General features: G+C 65.8%; 11 protein-coding genes. 7 read left to right on the top strand and 4 right to left on the bottom strand.

All coding sequences use genetic code 11. From position 1 onward, the window contains the following. Positions 1-48 precede the first annotated feature (48 nt). A complete protein-coding gene (locus ACOHX0_RS15405) occupies positions 49-1,608 on the bottom strand; it encodes a trimethylamine methyltransferase family protein (RefSeq protein WP_420677931.1) in 1,560 nt (519 codons plus the stop codon). A 627-nt stretch (positions 1,609-2,235) separates the two neighbouring features. Here ACOHX0_RS15405 and ACOHX0_RS15400 point away from each other — a divergent pair. The 5 genes from ACOHX0_RS15400 to ACOHX0_RS15380 all read left to right on the top strand — a co-directional run bounded on the left by ACOHX0_RS15400 (position 2,236) and on the right by ACOHX0_RS15380 (position 7,536). After that, on the top strand, positions 2,236-2,589 hold the full coding sequence (locus ACOHX0_RS15400; protein ID WP_420677930.1) for a hypothetical protein: 354 nt from the start codon (positions 2,236-2,238) through the stop codon (positions 2,587-2,589). 238 nt (positions 2,590-2,827) lie between these two features. Further along, positions 2,828-3,409, top strand: a complete 582-nt coding sequence (locus ACOHX0_RS15395; RefSeq protein ID WP_420677929.1) for an outer membrane protein — start codon at positions 2,828-2,830, stop codon at positions 3,407-3,409. 344 nt (positions 3,410-3,753) lie between these two features. Next, positions 3,754-5,136, top strand: a complete 1,383-nt coding sequence (gene cysS / locus ACOHX0_RS15390) for a cysteine--tRNA ligase (protein WP_420677928.1) — start codon at positions 3,754-3,756, stop codon at positions 5,134-5,136. Beyond that, positions 5,136-6,770, top strand: a complete 1,635-nt coding sequence (gene cimA / locus ACOHX0_RS15385) for a citramalate synthase (RefSeq protein WP_420677926.1) — start codon at positions 5,136-5,138, stop codon at positions 6,768-6,770. The genes cysS and cimA overlap by 1 nt, the downstream gene beginning before the upstream one ends. Further along, positions 6,760-7,536, top strand: a complete 777-nt coding sequence (locus ACOHX0_RS15380; RefSeq protein WP_420678012.1) for a phytoene/squalene synthase family protein — start codon at positions 6,760-6,762, stop codon at positions 7,534-7,536. The genes cimA and ACOHX0_RS15380 overlap by 11 nt, the downstream gene beginning before the upstream one ends. 181 nt (positions 7,537-7,717) lie before the next feature. Here ACOHX0_RS15380 and ACOHX0_RS15375 read toward each other — a convergent pair whose 3' ends face one another. Next, positions 7,718-8,935 carry an MFS transporter gene (locus ACOHX0_RS15375; RefSeq protein ID WP_420677925.1) on the bottom strand — a complete coding sequence of 406 codons (1,218 nt, stop codon included), beginning with the start codon at positions 8,933-8,935 and terminating at the stop codon, positions 7,718-7,720. Between the two features lie 97 nt (positions 8,936-9,032). Between ACOHX0_RS15375 and ACOHX0_RS15370 the strand changes: the two genes are divergently transcribed. Together ACOHX0_RS15370 and ACOHX0_RS15365 are read left to right on the top strand one after the other, a co-directional pair. Then, positions 9,033-9,692 carry a DNA-3-methyladenine glycosylase family protein gene (locus ACOHX0_RS15370; protein ID WP_420677922.1) on the top strand — a complete coding sequence of 220 codons (660 nt, stop codon included), beginning with the start codon at positions 9,033-9,035 and terminating at the stop codon, positions 9,690-9,692. Beyond that, a complete protein-coding gene (locus ACOHX0_RS15365) occupies positions 9,689-10,354 on the top strand; it encodes an alpha/beta hydrolase (RefSeq protein WP_420677920.1) in 666 nt (221 codons plus the stop codon). The genes ACOHX0_RS15370 and ACOHX0_RS15365 overlap by 4 nt, the downstream gene beginning before the upstream one ends. 99 nt (positions 10,355-10,453) lie before the next feature. On the opposite strand, the gene ACOHX0_RS15360 is transcribed toward ACOHX0_RS15365, so the two are convergent. Both ACOHX0_RS15360 and ACOHX0_RS15355 read right to left on the bottom strand, forming a co-directional pair. Then, positions 10,454-10,888 carry a VOC family protein gene (locus ACOHX0_RS15360; RefSeq protein ID WP_420677918.1) on the bottom strand — a complete coding sequence of 145 codons (435 nt, stop codon included), beginning with the start codon at positions 10,886-10,888 and terminating at the stop codon, positions 10,454-10,456. Positions 10,889-10,900: 12 nt separating this feature from the next. Further along, positions 10,901-11,548 (bottom strand): pseudouridine synthase, encoded by a 648-nt coding sequence (locus ACOHX0_RS15355; RefSeq protein WP_420677917.1) that lies wholly within the window; start codon positions 11,546-11,548, stop codon positions 10,901-10,903. Positions 11,549-11,694: the final 146 nt, after the last annotated feature.

The following is an 11,694-nucleotide window of genomic DNA, read 5'->3' as shown; positions in this document are numbered from 1 at the left end:
GGAGGGGGCCTTTTCTTTGCGGGTTCCCGGTCTGTCCGCTGCGCAGGTTCAGGCCGGCAGGTGGATGTTGAACCGGGCGCGGATCGCCTTGTCGGTTGCCGCATCGAAACGGGCGGCCGCACGTTCCGACAGAATGCGCTCCTTGCGGGCGGTGGCCTTTGCGATCAGGTCGGGCTTGTCGCGCTCGGCCCATTCCTTGGGGGAGGTCCGGTCGCCAAGTGCCGGGTAGACATAGTCAACCTGCATCCGGCCCAGGGTTTGACCCGTGCCGAGGTAATGGCCGCTGCCGCCCAGGCAGACCTCGGCGATCTGCTCCACTGCGAGGGTTTCCTCACTCACCTCGATGCCCCGCACGCAGCGCAGCGCCTGGCCGATGATGTCATCCGAGAGGATCAGCGACTCGTGGCAGAAGCCCAAGAGCGACGCGTGCATGCCCGCGGCCTCGTACACCATGTTGAGCCCGGAGAGCCCCGCCATCACGTTGGAGCACATCTGCTCCCAGCCCGCCTGCATGTCCGGCAGCTTGGCATCCGACGCGCCCGCAGCGGCACCGCCCGGCAGATCGTAGAATTTGTGCATCTGGGCGCAGCCCGCGCTCAGCAGCGCCTGTTCGCCCGAGCCAACGGACATCGCCCCCGTGCGGAGGTCGAGCCCGAAGGGCCAGGTGCCAAAAATCGCGGGAGCGCCTGGCTTTACGGCGTTTACGTAAACCAGCCCGGCGAGGCATTCGGCAGTCGCCTGCACGATGGCACCGGCAATGGTCGAGGGTGCGGTGGCGCCTGCCATGCCCGCCGACAGCAAAAGCACCGGCATGCCGCCCTTGATGCATTCTTCCATCACCAGGCAAGATTCGGTGGCGAACTTCATCGGCGGCACGACAAAGCAGTTGGAGTTCGACACGAAGGGGCGTTCGCGCCACTTGTCCTCTCCGCCCGCGATCATGTGCAGCATTTCCAGCGCGTCCCGAACGTAGCTCGGATCGGTGAAGGAAGTGCCGACATGTTTGGTGGTGCCCGCGCAAGCGGCGTAGATCGTGTTCAGGTCCATGTCGCGGTTGTCGGCGATGTCGCGGCACACCATCGGCCGCTGCACGAAGTGGATGTTGTCCAGCTGGTCGCAGATGCGCGCGGCGTCATGCAGGTCCTGCACCGTGGAGTCGCGGTAGTTGCGCCCCTCCGCATCGACCATATGCACCGCAGCGCCGGCGGTGCCGTAGTGAACGCGTGATCCGGAGAGCTCCAGGTCCGTCCGTCCGTCGCGGCTGTGCAGCGTGACCGATCGGTTGGCCTTGGCGATGGTGTCTTCGACCAGGGCGCGGGGGAAGCGGATGCGTCCGTCCGCGCCGAGAGTGCAGCCCGCGGCGGTCAGGTATGCGACGCCGCTTTCGGGGGCGTCTGCCAGGCCGATCCGCTCAAGCGCGTCAAGTGCCGACGCGTGGATCTTCTCCATGTCCGATTGCGACAGAAGTTTCAGGGTGCCGCCCTCCTGGCCGGGGCGGACCGGGCGCAGGTGGTCGGGCAGGGAGGCGGCGCGGGCGGCGCGGCGCGCGTTGCGCCCGCCGCTGCGTGCGCTGGCTGCGGTGCGTGCGGTGTTTGCAGTCTGGTTCATGCGAATGTCTCTGATTTGCGTGCGGTGGAAGGGGAAAGCATCTGCCTCAGACCGGCCGCCCGCGGGCCGCACGTCCGCGCGCCGCACCGATGGTGCGGCATACCAGGCTCACTGAACAGCGTTCCCCCTGCATGCGGTCTCTCCTCACGTTAGGGACAGACTGGCAGCTGGGTGGTGCGATTCTATCGTGTTCGCGACGTCAGTGAAAAAAGCGACATCTTTTTCATCCCGCTGGCGCCTGTCCCATCTGCGGCCTGTCCCCGGCATTGTGCCGCAACCCGGTTAAATACGGATAAAATGCAAGCCAGCTCGCGCCGCCGCGGCGAGATTTTCTTTGGCGCTGAGAACCATGCGGTGGCACAGTGGCAGGAACCAATTGTTAAGACTTGCCTGCGAGACTGGCGGTCCAGGGATGGCGCGCAGAAACGGCGCAGACAGTAGGGGCAAAGCCACATGCCAGCAGCTTGGAAAATGCACCCCTTCCTGACCGTTGCCGCGGCTCTTGCCTGCCTGGCCGCTCCGCCGTCCCATGCCAGTGACTGGAGCAGGCCGCTGTTCTCTTCCGCAAGCTCCCGGCAGGCCGCAGCCCCAGCTGCTCCCGCGCGCAATCCGGCGCAGGCCGGCACCATGCGGCTGGATTATGACCGCGATTTCGGCAGCCTTGTGCTTGGCGGCATGGTCGCGCTCACCCAGGACGGGCCATTGGCCCGGGCGCTGGAGGCCGAGGAAACCCGCCAGCTGCGCGCCCGGGCGGGCTATGATTTCGGGCCCGCGCTTGGCTACGTCACCTTGGGCCGGGTGCAGGCCGCCACCGGGGGCGGGCGCAGCAGCGGGCCCGTGCTGGGGCTGGGCATGCGGGTGTCGCTTAACCGCGCGCTGCAACTCACCGGGGAGCTGCTGCATCACCAGGCCGGTCCTGCCAGCGGCCCGGCTGCACCGCGGGGTGAAACCCTGTCCTTGGGCGCCGCATTTCGATTTTAGCGGCTCCAATTGGGTGCGCGGCAGGCGTATTTCAACACGCGCCGTGCAAACTGGCTGGCGCAGTTGCAAAAATCCGGCGGCTATTGGCGGAAAAATGCACACGTCATGGGCGTTTTGGCAAACCGCCGCGTATTTGGCAGGGGCATTTGACACCAGCACTGGAAGTTCCGGTCCCGAGCCCTTTTGTACAATCCACCGGCGCACAACTTGCGCTGGCACTGCAAAAGGAGAAGTCTGAATGACTCGTTTCGTAGCTATGACAGCCATCGCCGCCGCAATGGGCAGTGCGGCATTCGCCGGCAACCTGAGCGAACCGGTTGTGGAACCGGCACCCGCGCCGGCACCGGTTCCGGTGGTCGATTACGGTGGGGACTGGACCGGTTTCTATCTGGGTGGCCAGGTTGGCCAGCTTGACGCCGACGCCGACAACGGCCTTTCGGGCGACGACGCTGCCTACGGTATTCACGGCGGCTACAATCACGATTTCGGCCGTTTCGTGCTGGGTGGTGAGATTGAATATGACGAGACCGATGTGGATCTGGGCGGCGTCGCGAGCGTCGATTCCGTCGCACGCGGCAAAGTGAAGGCCGGTTACGACTTCGGCCGCGTTCTGGGTTACGTGACCGCTGGTGTTGCGGAGGCCGAAACCTCGCTGGGTGATGAGACCGGCGAATTCTACGGCCTCGGCCTGGCCTACAAGGTGAACGACCAGTGGAGCGTCGGCGGCGAAGTCCTGGAGCATGACTTCGACGAATTCGGCAACACCGGCGTCGGCGGCGAGGCAACCTCGGTTGCGGTGCGCGCGTCGTTCCACTTCTAAGCCTGCCGGGGGCTCTGGCGCGGCCCGCCTCTGCGCAGCCGTGCCCCAAGGCCGTCCTGACTGTCCCGTTCATGGGGCGGCCGGGGCGGTCTTTTCGTTTGCCTGAATCCGCATTTTGCGGACCTTTCGCCGCCGCGCGCGCACGGCAGACTTGGCGGTGCGCAAAACCCGTGCTATCCAGCCTGCATGAAACAGACCCTCATCGCGATGATCTGCTGCATTACCTGCTGACATATCAGCGGGCCGGTTTCTGTCGTTTCCATTTTCCTGACAAGTTGCTAAGCCCGCGCTGCGCGTGAAGGGAGCGCCGGCCAGCCACGGCCGGGCATGTGAAAGGACCGGGCATGGACACCAAGGATATTGCGATCAAGCTGCACAACACCAAGACGCGGGCGCGGGAGGTTTTTGAGCCGATCGACGCCGCCAATGTGCGGATGTATGTCTGCGGTCCTACCGTTTACGACCGGGCCCATCTGGGCAACGCACGCCCGGTTGTGGTCTTTGACGTTCTGTTTCGGCTTCTGCGCGAGGTTTATGGTCGAAAATCAGTGACCTATGTGCGAAACTTCACTGACGTCGACGACAAGATCAACGCCCGCGCCGCGGAAACCGGCCGCCCGATCGGCGACATCACCGCCGAGACCACCGCCTGGTTCCTGGAGGATATGGGCGAACTGGGTGCGCTGGAGCCCACCCATATGCCGCGCGCGACGCAATATATCCCGCAGATGGTGGCGATGATCGGGGATCTGATCGCCAAGGGCCACGCCTATGCGGCGGAGGGCCATGTGCTGTTTGCAGTGGAGAGCTGGAAAGAGCGCTATGGCAGGCTGTCAGGGCGCTCGGTCGATGACATGATCGCGGGTGCCAGAGTGGAGGTCGCGCCCTACAAGAAGAACCCGATGGACTTCGTGCTGTGGAAGCCGTCGAGCGGCGATCTGCCCGGTTGGGACAGCCCTTGGGGCCGCGGCCGGCCGGGCTGGCACATCGAATGCTCGGCGATGGCGTATGAATTGCTGGGTGAGACCTTCGACATTCACGGCGGCGGCAACGACCTGATGTTTCCGCATCACGAGAATGAAATCGCGCAAAGCTGCTGTGCCCGTCCCCAGAGTGAGTTTGCGCGTTTCTGGCTGCATAACGAGATGCTGCAGGTCGAGGGCAAGAAAATGTCCAAGTCGCTGGGCAATTTCTTCACCGTGCGCGATCTGCTCGACCAGGGCTACCCGGGGGAGGTGATCCGCTTTGTGTTCCTGCAAACCCATTACCGTAAACCAATGGATTGGACCGACAGGAAAGCCAAGGAGGCCGAGGCCACGCTGCGCAAGTGGCGGGCGCTGACCGCGGGCATCGAGCCCGCGTCCAGCGCTGCTGCCGCGGTCCTGGAAGCACTGGCGGATGACCTCAATACCGCAGGTGCCATTGCCGAGTTGCACAAGCTGGCGGCGGCGGACGACGCGGCCGGACTGCTGGCTTCGGCCAGGATGCTCGGGCTGCTGACCGAGGACTTGGGGGCTTGGGCATCCGCACCTTCCATTGATCTGACGGCCTATGAGGAAAAGTTCTCCGACGTGCGGCGGAAGGCCATGGAAAGCAAGGACTTTTCCGAAGTAGACCGGCTGAAGGCGGTTTTTGTGAAGGCAGGCCTCGAGGTTCGTATGAGCAAAGCCGGTGTCGAACTGGTGCCGGGCACGGGATTTGACCCCGCTAAACTGGAGGCGCTTTGATGTCCAAGGAACGCCTTTTTCTCTACGACACCAGCCTGCGGGACGGGCAGCAAACCCAAGGGGTTCAATTCTCGACCGCGGAAAAAAAGCAGATCGCGCAGGCGCTTGACGGCCTGGGCATCGACTACATCGAAGGCGGCTGGCCCGGTGCAAATCCGACCGACAGTGCGTTTTTTGAAGAGGCGCCGAAGACCCGCGCCACCATGACCGCTTTTGGCATGACCAAACGGACCGGGCGGTCCGCCGGAAATGACGATGTTCTGGCGGCAGTGATCAACGCAGGCACCCCGGCCGTCTGTCTGGTCGGCAAGAGCCACGACTACCATGTAACCCACGCGCTGGGGATCGGGCTTGAAGAGAACCTGGAGAACATCCGCGCCTCGGTCGCCCATATCGTGGCGCAGGGGCGCGAGGCGCTGTTTGATGCCGAGCATTTCTTCGACGGTTACAAGGACAATCCGGACTACGCGCTGGCAGCCTGCCGTGCAGCGCTGGAGGCCGGGGCGCGCTGGGTGGTGCTGTGCGACACCAATGGCGGCGCGCTGCCCGCGGAGGTGCATCGGATCGTCACCGAGGTCGTTAAGGCCGGAATTCCGGGTGAGAAACTGGGCATACATACCCATAACGACACGGAAAACGCTGTGGCCTGTTCGCTGGCCGCGGTGGATGCCGGGGCGCGGCAGGTCCAGGGCACGCTGAACGGTCTGGGCGAACGCTGCGGCAATGCCAACCTCACCGCGCTGATCCCGACGCTCTTGCTGAAGGAACCCTATGCCAGCCGGTTCGAGACCGGGGTGAGCCTGAACGCCCTCGCGGGGCTGACCCGGATCAGCCGGATGCTGGATGATATCCTGAACCGGGTTCCGGTGCGGCAGGCGGCCTATGTGGGGGCCTCGGCCTTTGCCCACAAGGCGGGCCTGCACGCCAGCGCGATCCTCAAGGATCCTTCGACCTATGAGCATATCGACCCGGGCAGGGTCGGCAATGCGCGGGTCATCCCGATGTCTAACCAGGCCGGCCAGTCGAACCTGCGCAAGCGCCTGACCGACGCGGGGCTCACCGTTGCAAAGGGCAACCCGGCGCTGGCGCAGATCCTGGAGCGGATCAAGGCGCGCGAGGCGGAAGGCTATTCATATGACACCGCGCAGGCCTCCTTCGAACTGCTGGCGCGGGAAAAACTGGACCAGCTGCCGGAGTTCTTTGAGGTCAAGCGCTACAAGGTCACCGTCGAGCGGCGCAAGAACAAGTACAACCGGATGGTCAGCCTCTCGGAGGCCGTCGTGGTCGTGAAGGTCGATGGCGAAAAGCGCTTGTCCGTCAGCGAGTCGCTCGACGAAACCGGCAGTGACCGCGGCCCGGTGAACGCGCTCGCCAAGGCGCTGATAAAGGATCTGGGGCGCTATTCCGTGCAGCTTGAAGACATGCGGCTGGTCGATTTCAAGGTGCGCATCACCCAGGGCGGCACCGAGGCGGTGACCCGCGTGATCATCGACAGCGAGGACAGCCAGGGCCGCCGTTGGTCCACCGTTGGCGTCAGCGCGAACATCATCGATGCGTCGTTCGAGGCGCTGCTGGACGCCATCCGATGGAAACTGGTGCATGACTGCGGGGCCGGGCAGGCGGATGCAGTTTGACGACGATCTGACCGCCTGCGCGGAGCTGGTGCAAAAGAGCGACCCGGACCGGTTTCTTGCCACCATGGCGGCTCCGGCCGAGGCACGTCCGCTGCTGTTTGCGCTATACGCCTTCAACATCGAGCTGGCGCGGGCGCCCTGGGCCAGCCAGGAGGCGATGATCGCAGAGATGCGGGTGCAATGGTGGCGCGACGCCGGGGCCGAGATTGCCGCGGGTAAACCGGTGCGCCGCCACTACGTGGCAACACCCCTGGCGCGGACGCTGAAGCCGGAATTTGCGCGGCTGATAGAGGGCATGGCCGAAGCGCGGCGCTGGGACATCTACCGCGACGCCTTCGAGGATGCAGGGGCCTTTGACGCCTATATCGACGCGACCGCCGGGTCGCTGATGTGGATGGCGGCGGGCTCTCTGGGGGAGGCCGACGAGTCCGTGGTACGCGATTTTGCCTATGGGGCCGGGATCGCCAACTGGTTGAGGGCCGTTCCTGAGCTGGAGCGCAACAACCGCATTCCGCTGGTGGAGGGCACGCCGGAAGCCGTCCAGGCGCTGGCCCGTCGCGGGCTGGAGCGGCTGGAGGCCGCGCGTGCGGCCGGCAGCAAGGTCTCGCGCGAGGCGGGGGTCGCCTTGCTGGCGGGCTGGCAGGCCGGCTCCATCCTGCGGCAGGCGGTGCGTCAGCCCGAACGGGTGGTGCAGGGCGCACTGGGGCTGAGCGAATTCCGCAAGCGTGGCAGCCTGATGTGGCGCGCGGCGCTGGGGCGGTGGTAGCGCGACGGCTGTTTTGACACAGGGGCGGGCCGCGCCCGGACGTGCGAGGGGGCATGCGCCGTCCGGCTGGTGCAACCCGGTCCCCATTCAGATCCGCGGTTGGTCTTGCCGGGAGGTTGCAGCGCGCCCGCCCGGGGAGAGGGTCGGGGGCCGCCCTTCCCGGTGCCGCCGAGGCCTGCTCTCACGCCTCCCGCGGCCGCAGCACCAGCCACAGAAGCGCGCCGCCCGCAAGCACCAGGAAGGGCGTCATCGCCATGTTGACCGCGTTCCAGCCATCCACCGGGTTGCCGCCGGAGCAGTTCATCAAGCCGCCCGAGGCAAGCGAGGCCACGGTCACGCCGCCAAATACCAGAAGATCGTTCAGCCCCTGCATCCGGCCGCGCTCATGCGCCTCATGGGCGCCGGCCAGCATGGTCGTCGCGCCGATAAAGCCGAAGTTCCAGCCCACACCCAAGAGCACCAGCGCCACGAAGAAATTGCCAAGCTCCACCCCTTGCAGCGCCACCGCCCCGGCCGCGGCCAGGATCACCAGACCGGCCGCCACGATCTTCTCCACCCCGAAGCGGGCGATCAGATGGCCGGTGAAGAATGACGGCACATACATCGCCAATACGTGCGAGGTCACCACATCGGCGGCCCGGCCCTCGGAGTAGCCGCAGCCCACCACCGCCAGCGGGGTCGAGGTCATCACCAGGTTCATCAGCGCATAAGAGACCATCGCGCAGATCACCGCGACCGCGATTACCGGCGTCTTCAACAGCTCAGCCCGGCTGCGGCCGCGCGGCGCATCCACCGCAGGCGCCGGCGGTTTGGGGATGTCGAGGAACAGGAACAACGCTGCCCCCAGCACGTTCACCGCAATCACCGCCATATAGGTGCCGAGGAAGGGGATCACAAAGGCCTGGCTCGTCGCCTTCACCAGCTGCGGGCCGATTATGGCCGCCGCCAGCCCGCCGGCCATCACGTAGGAAATCGCCTTGGGCCGGAACGCCTCGGACGCCGTATCGGCGGCGGCAAAGCGGTAAAAGCCATGCGCGCTCATGTAGATGCCGGTCAGCAGACTGCCGAGCAGGAACAGCGGGAAGGAGCCGAGGTAGAGCCCATAGGCCCCGATCAGCCCGCCAAGCGCGCCAAAGGCTGCCCCCACGAAGAATCCCGCGCGCCGGCCCCAGCGCTGCATAATGGCCGAAATCGGCGTGGCCGCCAGCATCGAGCCGCCCACGATCAGCGAGATCGGCAGCGTTGCAAAACAGGGGTTGGAGGCGAGCGCCTGCCCCGCCAGCCCGCCGATGGTGAAAATCATCGGCATCTGCGCGCCCAGGATCGCCTGCGCAAGCACGAGGATCGCGACGTTTTTCTTGGCGACGCTGTCGCTGGGGGTGGTCATGCTCATGGTCATATGGGATGCGTAGCCGCGAATATGACGCGGGGCAAGCCGCCTGCCGCGCTGGAGGGCGCGGCATTTGCGGACCGTTTTGAGCCTGGAGGCGAGTGACGTGACGTCAGATCGGCAATCTTCGGCCCCGGGTGTGGGGCGCATCATCACCACCCCGGCCTGTGTCGAAGAAGGCGCGGCCTGGCTTGCGGCGCAGGATGCGCGCTTTGCCCGCGCGCTGGAACTCACCGGCCCGCTGCCGCTCAGGCGCAAGCCCGATGGCTTTGCGGAACTGTTGAGCGCGATTGTCAGCCAGCAGGTGAGCGTCGCCTCCGCCAATGCGATCTGGGCGCGGCTGAAGGACGCGCGCCTGACCGGACCGCGCAAGATCCAATGGGCCAGCGACGATGCGTTGCGCGCGGCGGGCCTCAGCCGGCAGAAGATCCGCTATGCCCGTGCCCTGGCGGAGGCCCGTATTGATTTCAATCGTTTGCGCGGCGCACCTGATGCAGAGGTGATTGCGACGCTGATCGAGGTGCCGGGCATCGGCGCCTGGACGGCCGAGATCTACGCGATGTTCTCGCTTGGCCGCGCCGATGTCTTTGCGCCCGGTGACCTTGCGCTGCAAGAAGGCGCCCGGATGCTGTTCGGTCTGCCGGAACGCCCGCGGGAGCGCGCGCTCAGACAGATGGCCGAGGATTGGTCGCCTTGGCGGTCGGTTGCGGCGCGCATTCTCTGGGCCTATTACCGGGTGGCGAAGGACAGGGAAGGAATCCGATGACTCGTGTACTTAATGCCGGCCGCAGGGAGCCGGTCTCCGGCCAGACCCGCTCTGTCGTGGTGTTCCTGCATGGCTATGGCGCCAATGGCGCGGACCTGCTGAGCCTGGCCGATCCGCTGGGCGAACACCTGCCGGACACGCTGTTTGTGGCGCCCGATGCGCCCGAGGCCTGCGCGGGCGCGCCGATGGGTTTCCAGTGGTTTCCGATCCCCTGGATCGACGGCTCGTCGGAAGAGGAAGCGATGCGCGGCATGCAAGCGGCGGTTGAGGACCTGAACGCCTTTCTCGACGCGCTGATGGTGGACGAGGACGTGCTGCCCGAGCAGGTGGTTCTGTTCGGCTTCTCGCAGGGCACGATGATGAGCCTGCACGTGGCGCCGCGCCGCGAGGATGCGGTGGCGGGGATCGTTGCCTTCTCCGGCCGGCTGCTGAACCCGGACCTATTGAAGGACGAGGCCATCTCGAAAATGCCTGTTCTGCTGGTGCATGGCGATCAGGATGACGTGGTGCCGGTGCAATCGCTGCCCGAAGCGGCCGAGGCGCTGCAGGAGGCGGGGTTCCAGGATGTGTTCGCCCATATCCAGAAGGGCACCGCCCATGGCATCGCGCCGGACGGTTTGAGCGTGGCGCTGGCCTTCATGCGCGACAAGCTGAGTCTCTGATCCCAAGCCGGCGTTCTGCGGGGGGTAAAATTCTTGTAAGAATTTTGGCCGGAAAACTTCCAATTTGTCCGGCCCCCGTGGCGGCGCCGGTCGCTCAAATCAGGGCTGCCAGAGGTGCGGTTCGGCGATTTCCAGGGAATTGCCGGCCGGATCGCGGAAATAGAGCGAGCGGGCGCCGTTGGGCCAGTCGAACTCGGCCTCCAGCGTGACACCGGCGGCGACGAGCCGGGCGCGCATCTGCATCATCGCCTCACGCGGCTGGGCAAAGCAGAAATGCCCCGGCCCCCGCGCGCCGTGCGGCGGCACCGGCAGGCGGGGGTTGCCAGGCGGTTTGACCGTTTCATCCGCAATGAACAACAGGAGCGTGCCGGTGCCGACGCGGAAGAACACATGCCGGCCCTCTACCCGCTGGATCTTTTCCAGCCCGATGACGCGGCCATAGAAATCCTCCGCCGCATCGAGATCATCCACGTAGAGCGCGGCTTCGAGGATCGCAGTTGGGGCAGGGGCTGCGGGCAGCGGGTTATCATTCATGACCGCAGGCTATCAGCGGCGGCGCGGCTTGTCACCCGGGCTGCGCTTCGGCGTCTTGGGCCTGCGCGGCGGCTTCTGCGAGGGTTTCGGCGGGCCGGGCACCCGCGGCGGCTCCACATCGTCCCAAGTGCCTTGCGCCAGCCCGTCCAGCGTCCAGGTGCCGATGCCGTAGCGGACCAGCCGCAGGGTCGGGTGGCCCACTGCCGCGGTCATGCGCCGGACCTGACGGTTGCGGCCCTCGCGGATCACCAGCTCGATCCAAGTATCAGGCACGGTCTTGCGCACGCGGACCGGCGGCGTCCGGGCCCAGAGGTTGGGCGGCTCTGCGATCAGCCGCGCTCGCGCGGGGCGGGTCACACCGTCTTTCAGCTCCACGCCCTCGGCAAGCGCCTGCAGCGCTGCCGTATCCGGCTCGCCCTCGACCTGCACCCAGTAGGTCTTTGCCATCTTGTGCTGCGGGTCCGCGATCCAGGCCTGCAGCCGGCCGTTGTCCGTCAGCAGCATCAGCCCCTCGCTGTCGCGGTCGAGCCGCCCGGCGGGATAGACGCCGGGGCAGGAAATGAAATCGCTCAGGGTGTTGCGCGGGCTGCCTTCGCTGCCGCGGTCGGTGAACTGGGGCAGCACGTTGTAGGGTTTGTTGAAGCGGATCAGGCGGGTCATCCTTGCGCAATATTGCGCGCAGGCGGGGCTGGCAAGGGCCCTCCGCCCGTGTCCGCTTGTGGATAAGTTCTTCTGCCGTCACAAGTTTGTCACGCGATTGGCCTAGGAAGCTCCCGAGATATTGTGGCTCAACAGGGCTTGTCAGG

This window comes from Cribrihabitans pelagius (genome assembly GCF_048820915.1).
Taxonomy (GTDB): domain Bacteria; phylum Pseudomonadota; class Alphaproteobacteria; order Rhodobacterales; family Rhodobacteraceae; genus Cribrihabitans_A; species Cribrihabitans_A pelagius.
This window is presented reverse-complemented; position numbering and strand designations above follow the sequence as displayed.

Bases quoted from the DNA above. Each gene is read 5' to 3' on its own strand.
- ACOHX0_RS15405 (WP_420677931.1), bottom strand. From the start codon at position 1,608: ATGAACCAGACTGCAAACACCGCACGCACCGCAGCCAGCGCACGCAGC.
- ACOHX0_RS15400 (WP_420677930.1), top strand. From the start codon at position 2,236: ATGCGGCTGGATTATGACCGCGATTTCGGCAGCCTTGTGCTTGGCGGC.
- ACOHX0_RS15395 (WP_420677929.1), top strand. From the start codon at position 2,828: ATGACTCGTTTCGTAGCTATGACAGCCATCGCCGCCGCAATGGGCAGT.
- cysS (WP_420677928.1), top strand. From the start codon at position 3,754: ATGGACACCAAGGATATTGCGATCAAGCTGCACAACACCAAGACGCGG.
- cimA (WP_420677926.1), top strand. From the start codon at position 5,136: ATGTCCAAGGAACGCCTTTTTCTCTACGACACCAGCCTGCGGGACGGG.
- ACOHX0_RS15380 (WP_420678012.1), top strand. From the start codon at position 6,760: ATGCAGTTTGACGACGATCTGACCGCCTGCGCGGAGCTGGTGCAAAAG.
- ACOHX0_RS15375 (WP_420677925.1), bottom strand. From the start codon at position 8,935: ATGACCATGAGCATGACCACCCCCAGCGACAGCGTCGCCAAGAAAAAC.
- ACOHX0_RS15365 (WP_420677920.1), top strand. From the start codon at position 9,689: ATGACTCGTGTACTTAATGCCGGCCGCAGGGAGCCGGTCTCCGGCCAG.
- ACOHX0_RS15360 (WP_420677918.1), bottom strand. From the start codon at position 10,888: ATGAATGATAACCCGCTGCCCGCAGCCCCTGCCCCAACTGCGATCCTC.
- ACOHX0_RS15355 (WP_420677917.1), bottom strand. From the start codon at position 11,548: ATGACCCGCCTGATCCGCTTCAACAAACCCTACAACGTGCTGCCCCAG.